Source organism: Cellulosimicrobium cellulans, from assembly GCF_016921195.1.
Classification (GTDB): Bacteria; Actinomycetota; Actinomycetes; order Actinomycetales; family Cellulomonadaceae; genus Cellulosimicrobium; species Cellulosimicrobium cellulans_F.
In genome coordinates this window covers 24,137-45,126 of record NZ_JAFGYF010000016.1, presented here as the reverse complement: position 1 = coordinate 45,126, position 20,990 = coordinate 24,137, and the positions used below count along the sequence as shown (strand labels likewise).

Here is a 20,990-nt window from a genome sequence, read left to right as displayed (position 1 = left end):
CGGGCTGCAGCGGGCCCGTCGCCCGGTCGCGCCGTCGCCCTCGGCGTCAGCGCCGCGGCTCGCCGCGGTAGGTGCCGAACGACCACAGGTTGCCCTCGGGGTCCTGGAGCACGAGCTCGCGGCTCCCGTAGTCCGTGTCCCGGAGCGGGACGACGACGCGTCCCCCGGCTCCCGGCGCTCGCTCGCGGAGCCGGGCGTCGAGCGCCTCGATCTCCTCGTCGGGGACGACGACGTACGTGCCGCAGGTCCCGGGCTCGCGCGACCACTCCCGCTCCGGGGAGTGGCTGCCGAGCATGATCGCGCCGCCGTGCGGCCAGTCGAGCTGCGCGTGGGCGACGTCGCGGTCCTCGCCCGCCATGACGGTCGTCGCGACGAACCCGACGACGTCGGTGAGGAACGCGACGAGGCCGCGGGCGTCGCGCGCCTGGAGCGTCGGCCAGACGTGCTGCGTCGGAGCCGCGCCGATGTCGGAGGTGTCAGCGGTCGTGCGGGTGCTCTGTTGGATGCTCATGACCCCACCCTGGCCCGTCGGTGTGTCCGCCGGCTTGGATGTTCCCGAGCTCTTCGCGTACCCAGGTGGTCGGACTCGTGCCGGCGAACCGGCGGAAGTCGCGCACCAGGTGGGAGTGGTCGGCGTACCCGGTCTGCGCGGCGACGTCGGCGAGCGTCCGGGCGTCCTGGCCGAGGGCGACGCGCTGCACCTGGCGTCGAGCGGCGTCGAACCGCACCAGGCCGCGCGCAGATCGGGGCGTGACGCCGAGCTCGGCCCGGAACAGCGTCTCGAGCTGCCGCTCGCCGAGGGCGACGTGTCGCGCGACGTCGCGCACGCGCGCCCGGCCCCGGCTGCGGACGAGCAGGCGCCAGGCTTCCGCGACCTCGACGCGCACCTCTGTGCGGACGGGCGGGGCACCGCGTCCGCGGGGCGGGCCGTCGCGGTCCGCGAAGGCGGCGAGCACGGCCGCGAACGCGTCCGGCCACGACGCGGCCTCGGCGACCTGCTCGCGCAGCCGTCCGGCGACGGGGCCGAGGACCGCGTCGGCGTCCTCGACCAGCCCGAGGTCGCCCGCCCGGACGCCCGTCAGCTCCCGGCACGCGAGGGGGTCGAGCCCGAGCTGGACGCCCGCCTGCCGCGCCGGCTGGTGAATGTACGCCGGGCGCGTGTGCAGACCGCCGACCAGCGACTCGTAGCGCAGGGGGTCGGCGTCCGGCGCGGGGGACGTCGGGACGGCCCCCGCGGTGCTCACCACGAGCGTGAGCCACGGCGACGGCAGGCCGCGGTGGACGGACGGCATGCCGTCCGTCGTCTCGGTGCGCAGGCGGTAACCGACCATCGACACGATGCCGCTCGGCAGCGCGGCGGGCTGGGCTCGCACGAACTCGTGCACGACCCCACGCTAAGCGGTGCGCGCACGGCACACAGCGCGAGCGGGCGCTGCCATCCGGAGGTGGCGCGACCCTCCGGCGGGATAGCCTGCCGCCATGACCGTCGCGCCCGACCCGAGCACCGACACGTCGTCCACCGACACGCCTCGCACTGACCCGGCGGCCGACGGCGCCGTGCCCCCGACGCTCGGTCGCGTCGTGCGGACGCTGGACGAGCTGTACCCGCCGTCGACGGCCGAGGCCTGGGACGCCGTCGGGCTCGTGGCCGGGGACCCGAGCGCGCCCGTGCGCAAGGTGCTGTTCGCCGTCGACCCGGTCGAGGAGGTCGCGGACGAGGCGCTCGCCTGGGGTGCGGACCTCCTGGTCACGCACCACCCGCTGTTCCTGCGCCCCGTGCACTCGGTCGCGGCCACGACGTTCAAGGGCTCGCTCGTGCACCGGCTCATCCGGGGCGGGTGCGGTCTGTACGTCGCGCACACGAACGCCGACGCGGCGGAGCGCGGCGTCGCCGACGCGCTCGCGGACGCCCTCGACCTGCTGCACCGCGTGCCGCTCGTCGCGCACCCGGCGCTGTCGCCGCGCGAGGCGCCGCGCACCGGCACCGGTCGCGTGGGCCGCCTCGCGGAGCCGACGACGCTGCGCGGCTTCGCGCAGCGCGTCGCGGAGGTGCTCCCGCCCACGGTCCAGGGCGTGCGTGTCGCGGGCGACCTCGACGCGACCGTCGAGTCGGTCGCCGTCGTGGGTGGCTCGGGCGACTCGCTGTTCGACGCCGTCCGCGCGAGCGGCGCCGACGTCTACCTCACGTCCGACCTGCGCCACCACCCGGTCTCGGAGCTGCGCGAGCGAGCCCGGCTCGAGGGCGACGGCGACGCGGGGACGCCCTTCCTCGTCGACGTGCCGCACTACGCCTCCGAGTGGCCCTGGCTCCGCTACGCTGCCGAGGACCTCGCGCGCGCCCTCGCGCGCGCGCACCCCGGCACGAGCGTCGAGACGCGCGTGAGCACGCTCGTCACGGACCCGTGGACCGCACGGATCTCGTCGGCGCCCGCCGAGCCGCCCGCGGACCCGCGCCCCGACCGGCCCGACCCCGACGCCCCGTCCGCCTGACGCCCCGACCCTGCACGCCGGCCCCGCACGGGGCCCACGAAAGGAACCACCTGTGGCCACTGCACCGTCCGCCGACCAGCTCCGCCTGCTCGACGTCCAGGAGCTCGACACGCGGGCGCAGCAGCTCGCGCACCAGCGCAAGAACCTGCCCGAGCACGCGCGCATCGCCGAGCTCGACGCCCAGATCGCGGACCTGCGCGGCAAGCTCGTCGAGTCCCGCACCGCGGTGAGCGACCTCAAGCGCGAGCTCACCAAGGCGGAGACCGACGTCGAGCAGGTGCGCACGCGCGCCGCGCGCGACCAGTCGCGGCTCGACTCGGGGCAGGTCGGTGCCAAGGACGCGCAGGCGCTCGTCGCGGAGCTCGAGTCCCTCGCACGGCGCCAGGGAGTGCTCGAGGAGGTGGAGCTCGACGTCATGGAGCGCCTCGAGGCGCACGAGGAGGCGCTCGCGAAGCTCGAGTCGGCGAACGCCGAGCTGGAGGCCGCGAGGGCCGAGGTCGTGGCTGCGCGCGACGCGCGCTATGCCGAGCTCGACGCCGAGGCGGGCCAGGTCGCGGCCAAGCGCACCGACGCGGTCGCGGGCCTCGATGCCGCGCTCCTCGCCCTCTACGAGCGCGTGCGCGACCAGAACGGCGGCCGTGGCGTGGTCGCGCTGCGCGGCCAGCACGTCGACGGGCTCAACGTCTCGCTGAGCCCGGCCGAGCTCGCGGCGATCACGTCCGCGGCGCCCGACCAGGTGGTGCGGCTCGAGGACTACGGCCACATCGTCGTGCGGCCGGAGGGCGCCGGCGCGTGAGCGCGGCAGGTCCGCGGCACCTCGTCGTCGAGGCCGACGGCGGGTCGCGGGGGAACCCGGGCCCGGCGGGCTTCGGTGCGCTCGTGCGCGACGGGGAGAGCGGTCAGGTCCTCGCCGAGCGCGCCGCGTACCTCGGGACGACGACGAACAACGTCGCCGAGTACTCAGGCCTCGTCGCCGGGCTGCGCGCCGCGGCCGAGATCGACCCGGGCGCCCGGGTGACCGTGCGGATGGACTCGCGGCTCGTCGTCGAGCAGATGTCCGGTCGCTGGCAGATCAAGCACGACGACATGCGCCGCCTCGCGGCCGAGGCGGCGTCGGTGCTGCCCGCGGGGCAGGTCGCGTACGAGTGGGTGCCGCGCGCGCAGAACTCCGCGGCGGACGCGCTCGCGAACGAGGCGATGGACACGGCGGGGACGGTCGTGCGCGACTCCCCCCAGGGTGTCGACGTCGCGCCGGGTGCCGGCGACGACGAGCCGGACCGGGCGGCGGACGCGCCCGCCGACGTCCCGGGCGAGTCGGTCGCGTTCGACACCCCCGCCCGCCCGTCCGGCGCCGCCGTCCGGTTCGACGACGCTCCCGCTCTCACGGTCGTCCTCGTGCGGCACGGGCAGACGCCGCTCACCGTCGCGGGCGCGTTCAGCGGGTCGTCCGTGCCGGGCCCGTCGCTGACGGCGCGCGGTCGCACGCAGGCGGCGCAGGCGGCCGACCTCGTGTTCCGGGTCGGGCGCCAGGCGTGGCCCGACCTGCCCCGGCCGACCGCGATCGTCGCCTCGCCCATGGTGCGCGCGCAGGAGACGGCGCGCGCGGTCGGCCGCCGGCTCGGCGTCCACGTCACGACGGACGACCGGTTCGCCGAGGTCGACTTCGGGGAGTGGGAGGGGCTCACCGCCGCGGAGGTCGACGCCGCGTGGCCGGGCCGCCTGCTCGCGTGGCACACGACCGGCACGACCGCGGCCCCGGGCGGCGAGTCGTACGCCGACGTCGGGGCGCGCGTCTGGCATGGGCTCCAGGACCTCGTCGAGACGCTCCTGCCGGGTGCGGGACCGGCGGGCCGGACGGCGGTCGTCGTGGGCCACGCGGTGCAGGTGCGTGCCGCGATCGGGACGGCGATCGGCGCGCCGCCGTCGCAGTGGTCGCGCGTGCGCGTGCCGCCGGCGTCGGTGAGCATCCTGCGCCTGTGGGCGGACGGCACGAGCGAGCTCACCGCACAGGGCGTCCCGAGCGACCTCTGAGGCTGCGGACGTCCTTCGCGAGGTAGAACCCCCCGGTCGCGAAGCAGAGCGCCGCGCCGTCTACCTGAGGGCAGCGGGTTCGACCTCGCGGCCGGTGCTCGGCGCTCGGCGGCGCGGGGCAGGTTCACCCCTTTCGGGGCTTTTTCATTGTTGGTGGCTCTGCGAGGGCGTGCTCGACGGCCGTCGCGACCCAGGCGTCGAGCTCGTCGGGGTCGGCGACTCGTGCGCCGTCGACGAGGATCATCCCCGTCATCGGGCGACCACCCATCTCCATGACAGCCCCGCCCCGTTCCAGCGCCGCGTCCGTGCCCTCCTTGCCGACCCGCACATGAGGTCGTCCCGGGTGACGCCGAGCGCCATGTGCGTGTTGACGAGGAACGCGATCCCACCGAACATCTTCCGCTCGTCGAACGGGGCGCGCGGTCCCAGGGCGGCGCGGATCCGCTCGGCGAGGCCCTCGCTGTAGACCATGGGTCCACTGTGTACCTCGTCCCGCCCGGCCGCAGCGGGTGCAAGCCCGGGTCCGGGCGATCGCTCGGTCGACCGCTCAGGAGATGACGAGCTCGAGCGTGAGCGGCCCGCTCCGGGTGGTCGCGTCGTGGAGGGTCGTCTCCAGGAGGCGGTAGCTCAGGCCGGATCCCACCTCCGTGCCGATCACCGTGCCGACGAGCTCGCCCGCGGCGTCGAGCAGTCCGTCGGCCGACGACGGCGGTTCTCCGGTCCGGCGCAGCAGGTGCCCGGCGAGCACACCGCGCGTGTGCTTGGCGTTGTGCGAGACGACGGTGCGCTTCCCGGCGTGCTCGCGCACCACGCGCACCGCGACCCAGTCGGCGGAGCGCGGCCCGGAGGTCGCGGGCTTCCACGCGCCCACGTACGTCGCGGACCGGCAGTCGACGACGACGTCGCCGGTCGCGCGCTCGCCGAGCACGGGGGCGAGGTGCGGGCGCCACGCGGCGGCGAGCCTCCCGACACCCGGCAGGTCCACCGCCATGGAGAGCCGGTACGCGGGAACCCGGTCGGCGGGGGAGAGCGCCCCCCACAGCGCCGACACGACCCGGACGTCCTCGCGCGCTCGCCGCGCCGCCTCGCCGCCGGACGCGAGCGCGCCCGCGAGGTCGGCGGCGCCGTAGAGCACGCCCGTGTACACGTCGGCCGCGGGACCCGCGGGTGCGGTGCGCAGGGACGTGTTGCGCCGCACCTCCTCGGCCAGCCCGGGCGTCGTGCCCAGGACGTCGTGCGCGTCCGGACGCGCGCTCGCGGAGGCGAGCGCGTCGAGCACCTGCGCGCGGTGCGCGGTGAGGGCGGGAGAGCTGAGCGAGCCGAGGTCGACGGGCGCGGCGCCGTCGGGCGCGGGGGTCTTGCCCTCGGACGGGGGGAGCAGCACGAGCACCGGGTCACTCTACGAGCGCGCGCGACGTCCCCGCCGCGGGTGACCGGGGCCGACGGCGTGGGGTGCGTCACGGCTACGCTCGCCCGATGGCCCAGGTGAAGATCTACGGACGGCGCAGCGTGTGGGGCGAGCGGCGGGCGGAGGTGTCCGACGCGCTGCACGACGCGCTCGTGCGCACCTGGCGGCTCCCGCCGGACAAGCGGTTCCACCGGTTCCTGCTCCTGGACGACGACGACCTGGTCGCCCCGCGCTCGGACGCGTACCTCGTCGTCGAGGTCGTCTGCTTCACGGGCCGCACGCGCGACGCCAAGCGCGCGCTGGTCGCGGCCCTGTACGACGACGTCGTGCCCGCCCTGGGCCTGACCGCGGACGACGTGGAGCTCGTGGTGCTCGAGGCGCCGCGCGAGAACTGGGGCATCCGCGGGGTCAGCGGCGACGAGCTCGCGCTGTCCTACCGCGTCGACGTCTGACACCGACCCCAGGACTTCTCCGGCTTCAGGCGACGGGGGGACGGCCCGAGCCCGGTGTGCGGCGGCTCATCCCGCCTCGGCGACGACGGCCAGCACCGCGTCGCCGTACCGGGCGAGCTTGTTCTCGCCCACGCCGCTCACCAGCGCCAGCCTCTCGAGCGAACCGGGCCGGGCGGTCGCGATCCCTCGGAGCGTCGCGTCCCCGAACACGATGTACGCGGGGACCCCCTGAGCCTTCGCTTCACCCGCCCGCCAGGCGCGCAGCGCCTCGAAGAGCGGGACGTCGGCCTCGGCCAGCTCGGCGCCGGCGGCCACCTTCCGTGCCCTCGACGCGCGCACCGGACGAGCCGGCTCGTGCCGCATCCGGACCTCGCGCCGCCGCGCCAGGACCTCCCCGCTCCCCTCGGTGAGCACGAGCGTCCCGTGCACGCCCTCGACCGTGAGCAGCCCTTGGGCGAGGAGCTGACGCACCACGGCCCGCCACTCGTTCTCGGACAGGTCCTTCCCGACCCCGAACACCGACAGGTCCTGGTGCCGGAACCGTCGGACCTTCTCCGTGTCCCGGCCGAGGAGGATGTCCACGACCTGCCCGACGCCGAAGCTCTGCCCGCGCTCGCGGTCCAGACGGAACACCGTCGAGAGCACCTTCTGCGCGGCGACCGTCCCGTCCCAGGCCTCGGGCGGGGCCTGGCACGTGTCGCACGACCCGCAGCCCCCCGGGTGCTCCTGCCCGAAGTAGGCGAGGAGCTGGGCGCGGCGGCACTCGACGGTCTCGCAGAGGGCGAGCATCGCGTTCAGGTGCAGGCCCAGGTTGCGCCGGTGCGCGGCATCGCCGTCGGACGTCTCGATGAGCTTCCGCTGCTGCACGACGTCGGCGAGGCCGTAGGCGAGCCAGGCGGTGGACGGTAGTCCGTCACGCCCGGCGCGCCCCGTCTCCTGGTAGTACCCCTCGACCGACTTCGGCAGGTCGAGGTGCGCGACGAACCGGACGTCGGGCTTGTCGATGCCCATGCCGAAGGCGATCGTCGCGACCATGACCAGGCCGTCCTCGCGGAGGAACCGGGACTGGTTCGCGGCGCGCACCGACGCGGGGAGCCCCGCGTGGTAGGGCAGCGCCTCGATCCCGTTCTCGACGAGCGTCGCGGCGGTCTTCTCCACCGACGCGCGCGAGAGGCAGTAGACGATCCCCGCGTCCCCGGCGTGCTCGGTGCGCAGCAGGTCGAGCAGCTGCTTCTCCGGCCGGTCCTTGGGCACGATCCGGTAGGTGATGTTGGGCCGGTCGAAGCTGGAGACGAAGTGTCGCGCGCCCTCCAGGTCGAGGCGCTGGGCGATCTCGGCCCGCGTGGCCGCCGTCGCCGTCGCGGTCAGCGCGATGCGCGGGACGGACGGCCAGCGCTGGTGCAGCACCGACAGCTCGAGGTAGTCGGGCCGGAAGTCGTGGCCCCACTGGGACACGCAGTGCGCCTCGTCGATCGCGAAGAGCGCGATCTCGGTTCTGTCGAGCAGGTCGAGGGTGACGCGGCTCCGGAGCCCCTCGGGTGCCACGTAGAGCAGGTCGAGCTCACCCGCCACGAGCGCGCGCTCCACGGCGCGGCGGTCCTCCGAGGACAACGTCGAGTTGAGGAACGCCGCGCGGACGCCGAGCGCGGCGAGCGCATCCACCTGATCCTGCATGAGGGCGATGAGCGGTGAGACCACGACGCCGGTCCCCGCGCGGACCAGGGCCGGGATCTGGTAGCACAGCGACTTGCCCCCGCCGGTCGGCATGAGCACCAGGGCGTCGCCGCCGCCGACGACGGTGTCGATGACGGCGGCCTGGTCGCCGCGGAACGAGTCGTACCCGAAGACTCGCCGGAGCACGTCGAGAGCCGAGTCGGTCGCAGTCACTGTGGCCACCTGGGCACCCTACCGACGAGGTCCGACACGGCGCGTCCCGCGCGTCCGTGCCACGCGGAGGCGCCCGTCACGGACGACGGAGCTCGGCGGGCAGGTCGCCGCGGTGGCGGACGGCGAGGGACGTCACCGCGCGGGTCAGGCAGACGTACAGCCGCCGCAGCCCCGTGACCCGGTCGGGCTCGCCCCGGACGACGCCCTCCGGGTCGTCCAGCACGACGTGGTCGAACTCGAGCCCCTTCGCGAGCGACGCGGGCACGAGGTCGAGGCGCGCGTCGAACTCGACCGCGCCCTCGTCGTCCGCCGCCTCGCCGACGTCCGCGAAGGGGAGGCCGGCCTGGGTGAGCGCCCTGCGCGCGGCCTCCGCGCCGCCGTCGGGCACGATGAGCCCGACCGAGCCCTCCCGGGCGAGCGCCGTGCGGACCAGGTCCACCAGCGGGTCCGTGGTGAGGACCAGCTCGCCCCGGGCGCGGCGGACGGCGACCGGCGGGTCGAGGTCCGGCGCGATCGACGGCAGCAGACGCGCCGCGAGCTCGATGACGTCACCGGGGACGCGGAACCCGGCGGTGAGCTGCTCGACGTGGCCGTCGGGCTTGCCGAGGTGCGTCAGCGCGTCGGTCCACGAGGAGACCCCCCACGGCGTCGTCGCCTGGGCCAGGTCGCCCAGCACCGTCAGCGAGCCGGTGCGCGCCCGGCGTCCGAGGGCGCGCAGCATCATCGGCGACAGGTCCTGCGCCTCGTCCACCACGACGTGCGCGACCGACGCGCCGCGCGCGAGCAGGTCCGCGACCTCGTCGAGCAGGACGAGGTCGGCCAGCGTCCAGCGGGCCGTGCCGGGCGTCCGGGAAGGTCGCGCCGGGCGCAGCTGCTCCTGCTCGGCGGCGGTGAGGACGCCGTCGGCGCTCGCGGCGAGGAACGCGGGGTCGACGAGGAGCCGGTGCAGCAGCGCCGTCGGCGTGACCTTCGGCCACACCGCGGCGGTGTAGTCCCGCACCGGGCGGGTGCGCGCGAGCGCGTCCCAGGCCCGCTCGTCGAGCGCCTCCCCGGACTCCTCGATCTGCACGAGGATCCGGTGCGCGAGCGCGTGGCGCAGGTGGTCGCGACCGGCGTCGAAGCGCGGCTCCCGGTCGACCACCTGCGCCACCAGCTCCCGTGCCTCGTGCGCGGCGACGCGCCAGCGGCGCGCACCGCGCGGCACCACGAGCGCGTCGGACGGCTCGGCGAGGTGCGACCACACGGCGCGTCGGAGCACCTCGGCCATGCGTGCGTCGCCCTTGAGCCGGGCGACGTCGGCGGGCTCCGTCCCGCGCAGGCGGCCGTGCGCCGCGACGATCGCCTCGACGGTGGTCTGGGTCGCGTCGACCTCACCGAGGGCGGGCAGGACGTCGCGGATGTACCGCAAGAAGCTCGCGTTGGGCCCGACGACGGTCATCCCGGCGCGGCTCACCCGCTCCCGGTGGGCGTAGAGCAGGTACGCGGCGCGGTGCAGCCCGACGGCGGTCTTGCCCGTGCCGGGCGCCCCCTGCACGACGACGGTCCGGTCGAGCCCGCCGCGCACGATGACGTCCTGCTCGGGCTGGATGGTGGCGACGATGTCGCGCATCGGCCCGGTGCGGGGGCGCTCGATCTCGGCCTCGAGGATCGCGGAGGGCGCCGCACCGGGTTCCGGGGCGGTGAGCGCCTCGTCCTCGAAGCCGGTGAGAGCGCCTCGCTGGAAGCCGTAGCGTCGGCGGACGGCGACGCCCATCGGCTCGGTGCGGGTGGCGCGGTAGAAGGGCGTGCTCACCGGGGCGCGCCAGTCGACGACGAGCGGGTCGCCCTCGGGGTCGGAGACGTGCCGGCGGCCGATGTGGAAGACCTCGGCGGGCTCGTCGCCCGCGCTGTCGAGGTCGATGCGTCCGAAGAAGAGCGGGACCTCGGGGTCGTCGGCGAGCTGGGCGAGCCGACGGGCGAGTGCCGCCTCGAGATGCTCGGCGCTGACCCGGTCCCCGGCGAGGGCGTTGAGCGACCCGGCCTGCTCGCGCATGCGGGCGAGCTGCGTGCGGGCGTTCTCGAGGAATTCCTGCTCCCGGGCGAGCTCGTCCGAGGCGTCCCCGGCGGGTGCCTCGGTCGCGGCGTCGAGGGTGGACGGTACGGCGGTGGCGGGCACGACAGACCTCCGGGAGCCGGCTTCGAGGGGGTGGGCCATCCTACGGGGCAGCACGCCCCCGATGGACCGGTCGCTGGTCCGACGAGTCGCCCGGGAGCGGTAATCTTGCTGGCGCGGACGAGTCGGTCGGACGGTCGCGTCGAGGGGCCTCGGTCCCTCGCCGAGGAACGTCCGGGCTCCGAAGGGCAAGGTGGTGGGTAACGCCCACCCGGGGAGACCCGCGGGACAGTGCCACAGAGAACAGACCGCCGCGTCGGGAAGGGCTTCGGCCTGACCCGGTGCGGTAAGGGTGAAACGGTGGTGTAAGAGACCACCAGCGGACCGGGTGACCGGTCCGGCTCGGTAAACCCCACCTGGAGCAAGGTCAGACAGACTGTGTCTGAGGGCTGCCCGCCCGATTCTCCACGGAGAAGCACAGTCGGGTAGACCGCTCGAGCCCTGCGGCGACGCAGGGCCTAGATGGATGACCGTCGCCCGCGCGAGGGTGACCTCGCGCGGGAACAGAACCCGGCGTACAGACCGGCTCGTCCGCATCGCCCCATCTGACCGGTGCGAACGGCCCAGATCGGCGGTGGACCCGTCACAGCTCTTGTCGCAGCACGACTTTCGCCATGCCTTCGCCTTCGCTCGACCCTGTGGTGTGTCGGCTCGATTCTCACCGAGCGATCGCAGCGACCCGAGCGACGTCCGGCGTCGTGGAAGGATCGACCGTGGGAGGAGATCGCATGCAGGTGATCGACACGCCGGAGCACTCGGCGTTGACCTACGTGCCCCGCACACCCGAGCTCGCGCTGGTGACGGGGGTCGCGCTGGTCCAGGGCAGGCACGCCGGGCTGAAGCTGGACATCGCACCGTTCGGCGACCCTGAGCTGGTGCCGGCCGAAGAGGTCTGGCTGTCCGACGACGGCGACGCGTTGGCCTTCCGTGCGGCGGGAGAGCGGTACGAGGTCCGTAGCACCGCGCGTCACGACCGGCTCCTCTTCGCCGCGGCGGTCGATCTCGCCTCCCGTGACCGCCCGCTGCGGCACGACGGTCGGGACCGGATCGAGGTGCTGTTCGAGCAGGGGCGGCTGGACTCGCTGCACGTGGGTCGGTACGAGGAAGGCGACCCGGACGAGTACGTCACGGTGGTGTTCCGCGACGCGGGCATGTTCCTCGTGCGCGCCGCTCCGCACGAGCGGGTCCGGCTGCGCAGCCTCGTGATCAGCGACGGCGTCATCGTCGCCGAGACCGGGAGCGGACAGCTGCGGTACGAGGTCGATGCCGAGCCCTTCCTCCTCGATCTCCTGGCATCGCTCGTCTCCCTCGGCCCCGATCGATAGGGTGCCGGCCGTCAGGCGCGAACCCCGGCGGACGGTGTCGGTTGCCCGGAGTCGCGCGGAGGGGACGCGTGCACCGGGGCGTCGGCTCGCCTGTCGTCGCGCGGGCGAGCTCAGCCGGCGAGCGGCGACGGGATCTTCGTCGAGCGGTACGAGGTCCCGTCGCGGGTCGGCCGCCACCGTCGCCAGTGCTTGGTCGACAGGCGGACCGGGAGGTGGCGCTGGAGATGCCGCGCCGCGCCCGGCAGGCGATCGTCGGCCGGGAGACTGAGCCACAGCGAGATCGACGACGCTGTCGTCCCGATGGACGCACGCACGCCCGACCCGCCGAGGACGCGGCCGTACCCGTCCACCGGGAACCGGGCGAACGTCTCGGGCGACACGCCCTGCTGCGGCTCGCCCGTGCACGGATCGCGAAGGCGGACCTCGGCATCCCACACCAGGGATGCCAGTGGGTGCCCGTGCTCTGCCACCGCGTCACCGCCCGCGTCCTCGAGGGCCGCCAGGACGGCGTCGACAGCCTCGGGCCGGACGCGCCACTCCGAGCGCGTCCGGTCCTGCAGACGCGGGCCGCCCAGGGAACCCGTCGCGAACGCGCGCAGCCGCTCCGACGGCGCGGGCGCGCCTCCCTTCCGCACGACCAGGGTCACGGTGGGATCCTCGACCGGCACGACGCACACGTCGAGGAAGGACTGCACGGCCTCCCAAGCCACGCGGGGCTTCCTCGTCCGCAGGCCATGAGCACCGCCGGAGGCGGCGGGCAGGCCGTCGTAGGTCACCACCTCGACGGCCGGGAGAGCCCCGCTCAAGCCTGCTCCCGTCCGGGTGCGCCATCGCCGTCCGTCAGGTCGGGCAGCCCTGCCTCCCGGCGGCGGCGGACGATGTACGCGATGCGCGGTTCGGGGTTCTCACTGCTGGAGCGGATGTTGCGGAACGCGTTCAACCACCGCTGGTTCCACGTCCGTCCGCCGGAGAGGACGTGTCCGCGCGCTTCCATCGCGATCGTGCGGTCGTAGGCCTCCATCGCGCCTTCCCGCTCCGCCTCCGTGTCGGCGATGCGGACGCGGCCGCCGTCATCCACCGTGATGTCGATGCCCATCCACCGCTTCGCCGCCCGGATCCGCCGCCGAGCCGCCCGGGAACGCCGACCCGACGGCTCCTCGCTCATGAATGCTCCCGGGAAGAAGCGACGCCCGCGATCGACGCCGCGAGGTCGTCGGGGTTCAGGCGCGCGTCGCGCGATCCCAACCCGTCACAGCGCGTGTACAGCGCCAGGAGCTGGCCGCCCAGGCCGTACGGCAGGGATCGGTCCGCCCGCACCACCGCGTCGAGCGGCGGCCTCGGCCGCAGCCTGCCGACGGCCCCGCGAGCATGCAGCTCGGTCATGTCATGCGCCGGTGTCGGGCCGCCACCCGGAGGGGACGCTGTCCGGCGTCCGTCCTGCCCTCAGGCGGTCGATGTGGTACTCGGCCCAGGACGTGACCATCCGTTCGGGCGTCGCGTGGTAGAGCTCCGACAGGGCGTCCAACGCCCGAGCACGCTCGGCGTCGAGCTCGATGGTGAGCTTCTGCGGACGCGATCCCCCGGGCACGGCGCCATCCTATCGGCGACGCTCGCGGTCACGACGGTCCGGGCGTGCGTGGTCGGGGAGGTCCCGGCGGGCGCTGCGATGACGTACCGCCTCCCGCGGTCCGGGTGCGGCGGCGGGGCTCACCGCCGGTCCGACGGCCGCGGAGCACGGCGACCCCGGTCCCGGGGAGCAGGGCACGAGCCTCACGGATCGGCGGTAGGCTTGCATGCCGATCCGCCGCGGAGAGCAGCCGGTCCGCCGGCCCGTCCGCCCGCCGCTCCCGGTACGACCGGGAGGACGGACCCCGTCCTACTCGTGCCGAGGAGCACCATGTCGCACCACGACTCGCACACGCCTCCGCTCGCCTACGTCATCGCCGGGTCCGAGGCGACCGGCGGCGCCGGGATCCAGGCCGACCTCAAGACGTTCCAGGAGCTGGGTGCGTACGGCGTCGGCACGCTCACGTGCATCGTCTCGTTCGACCCGAAGAACGACTGGGGCCACCGGTTCGTCCCCGTCGACCCGCAGGTGATCGCCGACCAGTTCGAGGCGGCGACCGTCACGCACGAGCCGTCGGTCGTGAAGATCGGCATGCTCGGCACGCCCGCGACGATCGACGTCGTGGCGAAGTCGCTGCGCTCGCGCACGTGGGAGCACGTGGTGCTCGACCCGGTGCTCATCTGCAAGGGCCAGGAGCCTGGCGCCGCCCTCGACACGGACACCGCGCTCCGTGCGCAGGTCCTCCCCCTCGCGACCGTCGTCACGCCCAACCTCTTCGAGACCCGCACGCTCGCGGGGGTGGAGACGATCGAGACGGTCGAGGAGCTCGTCGACGCCGCGCGCAAGGTCCAGGCGCTCGGCCCGCGCGCCGTCGTCGCGAAGGGCGGCGTCGAGCTGCCCGGCCCGGACGCGGTCGACGTGCTGGTCGACGGCGACGAGGTGCACGTGCTGCGCACGCCGAAGATCGGCGAGGAGCGCGTGAGCGGCGCGGGCTGCACGTTCGCCGCCGCGATCACCGCGGAGCTCGCCAAGGGCGCGTCGGTGCTGGACGCCGCGCGCGTCGCCAAGGACGTCGTCACGGCCTCGATCGAGGACCGCGTGGCGTCGAACGCGCCGTTCGACGCCGTCCGCGTCGGCGCGCGCCGCTGACGGCGACCGGTCCCGGGGGCGCGGGCTGCGACCCCCGGTCGACCGGCGCTCGACCGACGATCACCCCTCGGACGCCTGCACGTCCCCTGACGGTCAAGGAATACTCTCGTCACCGTGAACGACCTCTCCCCTTCGGAACTGTCCCCGTCGCCGGGTGCTGCCGACGGCCCCGACCGGGCCGCCGCCGACGTCTCCGACGACACCGGGCACGCGGGGCGCGGCCTCGCCCGCCACGACGTGCCCGCCCCGCTGCGCGACGACGTCCGCCTGCTCGGTGGCCTGCTCGGCACCGTGCTCCGCGAGACGGGCGGCCAGGACCTCCTCGACGACGTCGAGCGCCTGCGCGAGCTGTCCATCCGCGCGTACGACGACCCGTCCGGCGCCGTGCTGGCCGAGGCGGAGACCCTCGTCGAGGGCCTCTCCATGGCCCGCGCCGAGCAGGTCGCCCGGGCCTTCACGTGCTACTTCCACCTCGCGAACCTCGCGGAGGAGTACCACCGCGTACGAGTCCTGCGTGAGCGCGAGGCCGAGTTCGCGACCCGCGCGACGACGCCCGACGACTCCCTCCCGGAGGCGTTCGAGCAGCTCGTCGCGGAGGTGGGCCGCGAGGAGGCGCTGCGACGTCTGCGCGGCCTGGAGTTCCGCCCGGTGCTGACGGCGCACCCGACCGAGGCCCGCCGTCGTGCGGTGTCGGGCGCCGTGCGCCGCATCGCGACGCTGCTCGACGAGCGCGACGCCCAGCGCCTCGGTGGCACGTCGCTCGCGGAGAACGAGCGTCGCCTGCTCGCCGAGATCGACACGATGTGGCGCACGGCCCCCATCCGCGAGCACAAGCCGTCCGTCCTGGACGAGGTCAAGACGGCGCTCGGCGTGTTCGACGCGACGATGTTCGACACGTTCCCGACCGTCTACCGCCGCCTCGACGACTGGCTGCTCGGCGACGAGGCCGGCCGCGAGGAGCCGCTCGTGCGGCCGTTCGTCAGCCTCGGCACCTGGATCGGGGGCGACCGCGACGGCAACCCGAACGTCACGGCCGAGGTCACGCGCCAGGCCGCCGCGATCGCCGCGGACCACGCGCTCGCCGCGCTCGAGCAGCAGACGCGCCTCGTGGGGCGCAAGCTCACGCTCGACCAGGACGGCACGCCGCCGTCGGACGGGCTGCGCGCCCTGTGGGAGCGCCAGCGCCGGCTCTCGGAGGCCGTGACCGTCGCCGCGTCGGAGGCGTCCCCGCGCGAGCCGCACCGCGCGGTGCTGCTCGTCGTCGCGGACCGCATCGCCGCGACGCGCGCCCGCAACGCGGACCTCGCGTACTCGTCCGCCGAGCAGCTCGAGTCCGACCTGCGCGTCGTCCAGGAGTCCCTCGTCGCTGCGGGCGCGCCCCGTGCGGCGTACGGGGACCTGCAGCAGCTCGTGTGGCAGGTCGAGACCTTCGGGTTCCACCTCGCGGAGCTCGAGGTGCGCCAGCACTCCCAGGTCCACGAGGGTGCGCTCGCCGAGATCGCGGAGAAGGGCCTGCACGGCGACCTCTCCGACCGCACGCGCGAGGTGCTCGACACGTTCCGCGCGCTGGGCGCGGTCCAGCAGCGGTACGGCATCCGTGCCGCGCGCCGTTACATCGTGTCGTTCACGCAGAAGCCGGAGCACCTCGCCGCGGTGTACGAGCTCGCGGAGCTCGCGTTCGAGGGTTCCGACGAGGCGCCGGTCGTGGACGCGATCCCGCTGTTCGAGACGTTCGCGGACCTCCGCGCGAGCGTCGACATCCTGGAGTCGATGCTCACGCTGCCCCAGGTGCAGCGTCGGCTCGCCGAGAACGGGCGCCGCGTCGAGGTCATGCTCGGCTACTCGGACTCGTCCAAGGACGTCGGGCCCGTGTCCGCGACGCTCGCCCTCCACGACGCGCAGAGCCGCATCGCGCAGTGGGCCGAGCGCCACGACATCACGCTCACGCTGTTCCACGGCCGCGGCGGCGCGCTCGGCCGTGGCGGCGGCCCGGCGAACCGCGCCGTGCTCGCCCAGCCCCCGGGCTCGGTGGACGGCCGGTTCAAGCTCACGGAGCAGGGCGAGGTCATCCTCGCGCGCTACGGCGACCCGACCATCGCGTCGCGCCACATCGAGCAGGTCGCCGCGGCGACCCTGCTCGCGTCGGCACCGTCGACCGAGAAGCGCAACGCCGAGGCGACCGACCGCTACCGCGACCTGGCGGCCGCGCTGGACGAGTCGTCGCGCCGGCGGTTCCACGAGCTCGTGCGCGCGGACGGCTTCCCGCAGTGGTTCTCCCAGGTGACCCCGCTCGAGGAGGTCGGCCTGCTGCCGATCGGCTCGCGCCCGGCACGCCGCGGCCTGTCCGTCTCCTCGCTCGACGACCTGCGCGCGATCCCGTGGGTGTTCTCCTGGTCCCAGGCGCGCATCAACCTCGCGGGCTGGTACGGGCTCGGGACGGCGCTCAAGGAGTTCGGCGACGTCGAGCTGCTGCGCGATGCGCACCGCGAGTGGCCGCTCTTCGCGACTCTCCTCGACAACGTCGAGATGTCGCTCGCCAAGACGGACGAGCGCATCGCGGAGCGCTACCTCGCGCTCGGCGAGCGTGACGACCTCGCGCAGGCGGTCCTCGACGAGCTGCGCCTCACGCGCGAGCAGGTCCTCGCGGTCACGGGGAACGCGTGGCCGCTCGCCGGCCGCCGGGTCCTCGGCCGCGCGGTCCAGCTCCGCAGCCCGTACGTGGACGCGCTGTCGCTGCTGCAGGTCCGCGCGCTGCGCGGTCTGCGCTCCGGCGCGGAGGGTCCGGTCAAGGACGAGCTGCAGCACCTCCTGCTGCTCACCGTGAACGGGGTCGCCGCTGGTCTGCAGAACACGGGCTGACGCCCCGCGGTCCCGTCACGACGGCCGCCACGCCGACCCGGCACCCGGGTCCGTGGCGGCCGTCGTCGTCTGGACACCCGTCCAACTGTTGAATGAATCCTCAACGATCGCTCCGGGGAACGATGTCGAAACGGCCCTGGGTAAAGTCTTCGCCAGAGGCCTACCAGCCAGCGGCATCCGTGGGGTACGCTGGCGACGTCCGATCACGCCGGAGCCTTCTCGTCGCCCGATGACGTACGACAGCAGGCCTCGACCGATCGACAGCGTCAGGCAGGTGGCGCGTACTCGTCGGGGTGGGCGAGGCAGGGGCAGGACGAAGGGCGGGGCAGTGTTGGTGCAGGAGCTGGAGCGGAGCGACGCCGAGACGGGAACGGGCGGCATCCGGCTGCTCGAGGAGCCCGAGGCGAGCGTCGTGGACATGTGGGGCGAGATCGACGTCGCCCTCCGCAGCGAGGCGAGCGCCGCGCTCGCGAACGCGCTCGAACGGGACGTCCCCGTGGTGATCGACACGTCCAAGGTGACGTTCATGGACTCCACGGGCATCGCGTTCCTCGTGCAGTTCTACACGATCGGCTCCGAGGAGGGGCTGTCCGTGACGCTGCGCAACCCGCCGACGGTCGTCACCGACGTCCTCGAGATGCTCGGCGTCATCGACATCTTCGGCACGGACCGCCACGAGGTCACGACGAGCTGACCTCCGGTCGGGGGTCCGACGGCGGGGCGGCCGCCCGGCGCGCCCGCGCCGGTCAGCGCGCGTCCGCCGCGAGCGACGCCGCGCCCACGATGCCGGCGGCGTTGCGGAGCCGGGCCGGGACGATCGGGGCCCGCAGGTGCAGCAGCGGCAGGAAGTGCTCGTGCTTCTTGCTCACGCCTCCGCCCACGACGATGAGGTCGGGCGAGAACAGGTCCTCCACCACACCGAAGTAGCGCTGCAGCCGCTCGGCCCACTGCGCCCAGTCCAGGTCCTCGCGGTCGCGCGCGGCGTCGGACGCGCGCGTCTCGGCGTCGTACCCGTCGATCTCGAGGTGCCCGAGCTCGGTGTTCGGCAGCAGGTGGCCCTCGACGAGGATCGCGCTGCCGATGCCGGTCCCGAGCGTCGCGACGAGCACGACCCCGTCCGCCTCGCGGGCGGCGCCGTACCGGACCTCGCCGACCCCGGCGGCGTCCGCGTCGTTCACCGCGACGACGTGACGCCCGGTCTCGCGCGCCACGAGGGCCGGGAGGTCGACTCCGGTCCACGACTTGTCGAGGTTCGCGATGAACCGGACGACGCCGTGCTGCAGCGGCGCGGGAAACGCGACGCCGATCGGCACGTCCGGCGGGAGGTCGTACTCGCCCACGAGCTCGGCGATCACCTCGGCGACGGCCTGGGGCGTCGACGGCTGCGGCGTCGGGATCCGGTGGCGCTCCTGCGCGAACTCGCCGGTGGCGAGGTCGACGGGAGCGCCCTTGATGCCGCTGCCGCCGACGTCGATGCCGAACGCGGTGCGGGGGCGGTCGATCTGCGCCGGGGGCGCGGCGTGAGAGTCCTGGTGAACGTTCATGGCAGTGTGAGGATCTCCGCTCCGTCGTCGGTCACCAGCAGCGTGTGCTCGAACTGCGCGGTCCGCGAGGCGTCCGCGGTGACTACCGTCCACCCGTCGTCCCACATCCGCCACTCGGACGTCCCGAGCGTGAGCATGGGCTCGATGGTGAAGACCATCCCGGGCTCGATGACCGTCGCGTGGTCGGGCGCGGCGTCGTAGTGGGGCACGACGAGGCCCGAGTGGAACGCGCGCCCGACGCCGTGCCCCGTGTACTCGCGCACGACCCCGTACCCGAACCGGGCCGCGTAGCGCTCGATGACGCGGCCGACCACGTTGATCTGGCGGCCGGGGGCGACGGCCTTGATCCCGCGGGCGAGCGCCTCGCGCGTGCGCTCGACGAGCAGCGCGGACTCCTCGTCGACCTCGCCGACCGTGAACGTCGCGTTGGTGTCGCCGTGGACGCCGCCGACGTACGCGGTGATGTCGACGTTGACGATGTCGCCCTCGACGAGCGCGGTCGAGTCGGGGATCCCGTGGCACACGACCTCGTTGAGCGACGTGCACAGCGACTTGGGGAACCCGCGGTAGCCCAGGGTCGACGGGTACGCGCCGCGGTCGAGGAGGAACTCGTGCCCGACGCGGTCGAGCTCGTCGGTCGTCACGCCCGGCGCGACGTGCCGCCCGACCTCCACGAGCGCCTGCGCCGCGACGCGCGACGCGGCACGGATCCGCTCGATCGTCTCCGTGTCGTTGACCTCGCTCCCGGTGAACGGCCGTGGGCCGGGTCGCCCGACGTACTCGGGACGCTCGATCGAGGCCGGAACCGCGCGCGGCGGTCCGACGACGCCGGGCACGAGCGGCCCGCGACGCCCCCAGGGCGGGGGAGCGACGGCGTCGGGCGAGGTCGGGGACGGGGTGGGGCTCATGGCGGCCAGTCTACGAACGTGCGGCGTCGTGGACGGCCGGGCGGGCCGAGATGGGGGAGGATCGGTTCATGAGCACCGGATCACGCTTCACCGACGACGGCGAGCCCGCGGCCGAGGACGAGTACTACTTCGACACCCGCACGGGGGAGGTGCACCGCGGCCCAAGCGGCTCGTGGTCGCACCGCATGGGCCCGTACCCGACCCGTGAGGCCGCGCAGAAGGCGCTGGAGACCGCGCGCGAGCGGTCCGACGCGTGGGACGAGGAAGACCACCGCGAGCGCGGCGAGTGACCCACGCCCCTCCGCCCGGCCCGCGACGCGTCTGGTCGGGACGCCTCGGCCTGCTCCTCGCAGGGCTCGCCGTCGGCGCGCTGACGTTCCTCGTCGCGCTCCAGGTCCGGGCGGGGTCCGGTGCGGGCCCGACGACGGTCACCCCGTCCGACGAGGCCTTCGCCTCGACCCCCGCACCGGAGGCGACGACCGCGTCCCCGGCCCCGACCGTCACGGAGACCGGGCCGCCGCCCCCGCTCGCGGGCGTCACGGTCGCCGTCGACCCCGGGCACAACGGCGGCAACGGGGCGAACCCGCTCACGGTCAACGCGCCCGTCCCCGACGGGCGGGGCGACACCAAGGCGTGCAACACCGTGGGCGCGTCCACGGACGCGGGCTACCCGGAGCACGCGTTCACGTGGGACGTGAGCAGCCGCCTCGCGGAGGGGCTCACCGAGCTCGGCGCCGTCGTCGTGCTCACGCGTCCCGACGACGCGGGCGTGGGTCCGTGCGTCGACGCGCGGGGTCGCTTCCCCCAGGAGAACGACGCCGACGTCCTCGTCTCGATCCACGCCAACGGCACGGAGGACCGGAGCGCGCACGGGTTCTTCGCGATCGTCTCGGACCCGCCCGTCGTCGAGGCCCAGGGCACGCCCAGCGTCGCGCTCGCCCACGAGCTCGTGGCGGCGCTGACCGAGGCCGGGTTCGCTCCGTCGTCGTCGGTCGCCGGGGACGACGGCCCGATCCAGCGGCGCGCCGACCTCGCGACGCTCAACCACGCCGAGCGCCCCGCGGTCATGCTCGAGCTGGGGGAGATGCGCAACCCCGACGAGGCCGCTGTCATGGAGTCCGAGGAGGGTCGTCAGCGCTACGCCGACGCCCTCGCCGCGGGCCTCGCCGCCTGGGTGGCCGACGGCGGAGCGGACGCCGGCTGAGCGCCGCCGCTCCC

General features: G+C 74.6%; 23 protein-coding genes and 1 other RNA gene. 11 read left to right on the top strand and 13 right to left on the bottom strand.

The features are described 5' to 3' along the window. Window positions 1-46: 46 nt before the first annotated feature. Both JN535_RS19715 and JN535_RS19710 read right to left on the bottom strand, forming a co-directional pair. Window positions 47-511 carry a VOC family protein gene (locus tag JN535_RS19715; RefSeq protein ID WP_240201499.1) on the bottom strand — a complete coding sequence of 155 codons (465 nt, stop codon included), beginning with the start codon at window positions 509-511 and terminating at the stop codon, window positions 47-49. Further along, window positions 477-1,385 carry an AraC family transcriptional regulator gene (locus JN535_RS19710; RefSeq protein ID WP_205207506.1) on the bottom strand — a complete coding sequence of 303 codons (909 nt, stop codon included), beginning with the start codon at window positions 1,383-1,385 and terminating at the stop codon, window positions 477-479. Before JN535_RS19710 ends, JN535_RS19715 begins: the two co-directional genes overlap by 35 nt. A 94-nt stretch (window positions 1,386-1,479) precedes the next feature. Between JN535_RS19710 and JN535_RS19705 the strand changes: the two genes are divergently transcribed. The 3 genes from JN535_RS19705 to JN535_RS19695 are packed head-to-tail and all read left to right on the top strand — an operon-like array spanning window position 1,480 to window position 4,521. Next, complete coding sequence (locus JN535_RS19705) at window positions 1,480-2,490, top strand: Nif3-like dinuclear metal center hexameric protein (RefSeq protein ID WP_205207505.1); 1,011 nt, start codon at window positions 1,480-1,482, stop codon at window positions 2,488-2,490. A 52-nt stretch (window positions 2,491-2,542) separates the two neighbouring features. Next, window positions 2,543-3,286, top strand: a complete 744-nt coding sequence (locus JN535_RS19700; RefSeq protein ID WP_205207504.1) for a zinc ribbon domain-containing protein — start codon at window positions 2,543-2,545, stop codon at window positions 3,284-3,286. Further along, window positions 3,283-4,521, top strand: a complete 1,239-nt coding sequence (locus tag JN535_RS19695; protein ID WP_205207503.1) for a bifunctional RNase H/acid phosphatase — start codon at window positions 3,283-3,285, stop codon at window positions 4,519-4,521. The genes JN535_RS19700 and JN535_RS19695 overlap by 4 nt, the downstream gene beginning before the upstream one ends. 124 nt (window positions 4,522-4,645) lie before the next feature. Here the strand turns inward: JN535_RS19695 and JN535_RS21325 are convergent, their stop codons facing one another. From JN535_RS21325 to JN535_RS19685, 3 genes are all read right to left on the bottom strand, one after another. Continuing rightward, window positions 4,646-4,774 carry a hypothetical protein gene (locus tag JN535_RS21325; RefSeq protein ID WP_275892272.1) on the bottom strand — a complete coding sequence of 43 codons (129 nt, stop codon included), beginning with the start codon at window positions 4,772-4,774 and terminating at the stop codon, window positions 4,646-4,648. Then, window positions 4,771-4,992, bottom strand: coding sequence for a hypothetical protein (locus JN535_RS19690; RefSeq protein ID WP_205207502.1), 222 nt, complete (start codon window positions 4,990-4,992; stop codon window positions 4,771-4,773). The genes JN535_RS21325 and JN535_RS19690 overlap by 4 nt, the downstream gene beginning before the upstream one ends. A 76-nt stretch (window positions 4,993-5,068) precedes the next feature. After that, the gene (locus JN535_RS19685) at window positions 5,069-5,911 is read right to left on the bottom strand and encodes a YaaA family protein (protein WP_205207501.1); all 843 of its coding nucleotides are present in this window, start codon (window positions 5,909-5,911) and stop codon (window positions 5,069-5,071) included. A gap of 86 nt (window positions 5,912-5,997) precedes the next feature. Here JN535_RS19685 and JN535_RS19680 point away from each other — a divergent pair, with 86 nt between their 5' ends. Beyond that, window positions 5,998-6,381, top strand: a complete 384-nt coding sequence (locus JN535_RS19680; RefSeq protein ID WP_205207500.1) for a tautomerase family protein — start codon at window positions 5,998-6,000, stop codon at window positions 6,379-6,381. A 66-nt stretch (window positions 6,382-6,447) separates the two neighbouring features. Here the strand turns inward: JN535_RS19680 and recQ are convergent, their stop codons facing one another. Together recQ and JN535_RS19670 are read right to left on the bottom strand one after the other, a co-directional pair. Further along, on the bottom strand, window positions 6,448-8,277 hold the full coding sequence (gene recQ, locus JN535_RS19675) for a DNA helicase RecQ (RefSeq protein WP_307869021.1): 1,830 nt from the start codon (window positions 8,275-8,277) through the stop codon (window positions 6,448-6,450). A 67-nt stretch (window positions 8,278-8,344) separates the two neighbouring features. After that, complete coding sequence (locus JN535_RS19670) at window positions 8,345-10,423, bottom strand: HelD family protein (protein WP_307869020.1); 2,079 nt, start codon at window positions 10,421-10,423, stop codon at window positions 8,345-8,347. Window positions 10,424-10,541: 118 nt separating this feature from the next. Here JN535_RS19670 and rnpB point away from each other — a divergent pair. Then, window positions 10,542-10,954, top strand: an RNA gene (gene rnpB / locus JN535_RS19665) — RNase P RNA component class A. 194 nt (window positions 10,955-11,148) lie between these two features. After that, window positions 11,149-11,745: a hypothetical protein gene (locus tag JN535_RS19660; RefSeq protein WP_205207498.1), complete on the top strand. Its 597-nt coding sequence runs from the start codon at window positions 11,149-11,151 to the stop codon at window positions 11,743-11,745. A 110-nt stretch (window positions 11,746-11,855) separates the two neighbouring features. Here the strand turns inward: JN535_RS19660 and JN535_RS19655 are convergent, their stop codons facing one another. The 4 genes from JN535_RS19655 to JN535_RS19640 form a co-directional block, all read right to left on the bottom strand. Beyond that, the gene (locus tag JN535_RS19655; RefSeq protein ID WP_307869018.1) at window positions 11,856-12,455 is read right to left on the bottom strand and encodes a hypothetical protein; all 600 of its coding nucleotides are present in this window, start codon (window positions 12,453-12,455) and stop codon (window positions 11,856-11,858) included. A gap of 92 nt (window positions 12,456-12,547) precedes the next feature. Further along, complete coding sequence (locus tag JN535_RS19650) at window positions 12,548-12,841, bottom strand: hypothetical protein (RefSeq protein WP_205207496.1); 294 nt, start codon at window positions 12,839-12,841, stop codon at window positions 12,548-12,550. A 65-nt stretch (window positions 12,842-12,906) separates the two neighbouring features. Beyond that, window positions 12,907-13,128 carry a hypothetical protein gene (locus JN535_RS19645; protein ID WP_205207495.1) on the bottom strand — a complete coding sequence of 74 codons (222 nt, stop codon included), beginning with the start codon at window positions 13,126-13,128 and terminating at the stop codon, window positions 12,907-12,909. Between the two features lies 1 nt (window position 13,129). Then, entirely contained in the window at window positions 13,130-13,333 is a 204-nt protein-coding gene (locus JN535_RS19640; RefSeq protein WP_205207494.1) for a hypothetical protein, read from the bottom strand. A 309-nt stretch (window positions 13,334-13,642) separates the two neighbouring features. Between JN535_RS19640 and thiD the strand changes: the two genes are divergently transcribed. The 3 genes from thiD (at window position 13,643) to JN535_RS19625 (ending at window position 18,014) form a co-directional block, all read left to right on the top strand. Further along, the gene (gene thiD / locus JN535_RS19635) at window positions 13,643-14,461 is read left to right on the top strand and encodes a bifunctional hydroxymethylpyrimidine kinase/phosphomethylpyrimidine kinase (protein WP_205207493.1); all 819 of its coding nucleotides are present in this window, start codon (window positions 13,643-13,645) and stop codon (window positions 14,459-14,461) included. Window positions 14,462-14,698: 237 nt separating this feature from the next. Continuing rightward, window positions 14,699-17,320, top strand: coding sequence for a phosphoenolpyruvate carboxylase (locus JN535_RS19630; protein ID WP_205207513.1), 2,622 nt, complete (start codon window positions 14,699-14,701; stop codon window positions 17,318-17,320). A 328-nt stretch (window positions 17,321-17,648) separates the two neighbouring features. Further along, window positions 17,649-18,014, top strand: coding sequence for an STAS domain-containing protein (locus tag JN535_RS19625; protein WP_307869015.1), 366 nt, complete (start codon window positions 17,649-17,651; stop codon window positions 18,012-18,014). A 52-nt stretch (window positions 18,015-18,066) separates the two neighbouring features. Here the strand turns inward: JN535_RS19625 and ppgK are convergent, their stop codons facing one another. Further along, on the bottom strand, window positions 18,067-18,864 hold the full coding sequence (gene ppgK / locus JN535_RS19620; protein ID WP_205207491.1) for a polyphosphate--glucose phosphotransferase: 798 nt from the start codon (window positions 18,862-18,864) through the stop codon (window positions 18,067-18,069). After that, a complete protein-coding gene (gene map / locus JN535_RS19615; protein WP_205207490.1) occupies window positions 18,861-19,772 on the bottom strand; it encodes a type I methionyl aminopeptidase in 912 nt (303 codons plus the stop codon). Before map ends, ppgK begins: the two co-directional genes overlap by 4 nt. A gap of 68 nt (window positions 19,773-19,840) precedes the next feature. On the opposite strand from map, the gene JN535_RS19610 reads away from it, so the two are divergent. Both JN535_RS19610 and JN535_RS19605 read left to right on the top strand, forming a co-directional pair. After that, the gene (locus JN535_RS19610) at window positions 19,841-20,062 is read left to right on the top strand and encodes an SPOR domain-containing protein (protein ID WP_205207489.1); all 222 of its coding nucleotides are present in this window, start codon (window positions 19,841-19,843) and stop codon (window positions 20,060-20,062) included. Then, entirely contained in the window at window positions 20,059-20,976 is a 918-nt protein-coding gene (locus tag JN535_RS19605; protein ID WP_205207488.1) for an N-acetylmuramoyl-L-alanine amidase, read from the top strand. Before JN535_RS19610 ends, JN535_RS19605 begins: the two co-directional genes overlap by 4 nt. Window positions 20,977-20,990 lie beyond the last annotated feature (14 nt).

Bases quoted from the DNA above. Each gene is read 5' to 3' on its own strand.
- JN535_RS19690 (WP_205207502.1), bottom strand. From the start codon at position 4,992: ATGGTCTACAGCGAGGGCCTCGCCGAGCGGATCCGCGCCGCCCTGGGA.
- JN535_RS19650 (WP_205207496.1), bottom strand. From the start codon at position 12,841: ATGGGCATCGACATCACGGTGGATGACGGCGGCCGCGTCCGCATCGCC.
- JN535_RS19705 (WP_205207505.1), top strand. From the start codon at position 1,480: ATGACCGTCGCGCCCGACCCGAGCACCGACACGTCGTCCACCGACACG.
- JN535_RS21325 (WP_275892272.1), bottom strand. From the start codon at position 4,774: ATGACGGGGATGATCCTCGTCGACGGCGCACGAGTCGCCGACCCCGAC.
- JN535_RS19680 (WP_205207500.1), top strand. From the start codon at position 5,998: ATGGCCCAGGTGAAGATCTACGGACGGCGCAGCGTGTGGGGCGAGCGG.
- thiD (WP_205207493.1), top strand. From the start codon at position 13,643: ATGTCGCACCACGACTCGCACACGCCTCCGCTCGCCTACGTCATCGCC.
- ppgK (WP_205207491.1), bottom strand. From the start codon at position 18,864: ATGAACGTTCACCAGGACTCTCACGCCGCGCCCCCGGCGCAGATCGAC.
- map (WP_205207490.1), bottom strand. From the start codon at position 19,772: ATGAGCCCCACCCCGTCCCCGACCTCGCCCGACGCCGTCGCTCCCCCG.
- JN535_RS19610 (WP_205207489.1), top strand. From the start codon at position 19,841: ATGAGCACCGGATCACGCTTCACCGACGACGGCGAGCCCGCGGCCGAG.
- JN535_RS19660 (WP_205207498.1), top strand. From the start codon at position 11,149: ATGCAGGTGATCGACACGCCGGAGCACTCGGCGTTGACCTACGTGCCC.
- JN535_RS19645 (WP_205207495.1), bottom strand. From the start codon at position 13,128: ATGACCGAGCTGCATGCTCGCGGGGCCGTCGGCAGGCTGCGGCCGAGG.
- JN535_RS19715 (WP_240201499.1), bottom strand. From the start codon at position 511: ATGAGCATCCAACAGAGCACCCGCACGACCGCTGACACCTCCGACATC.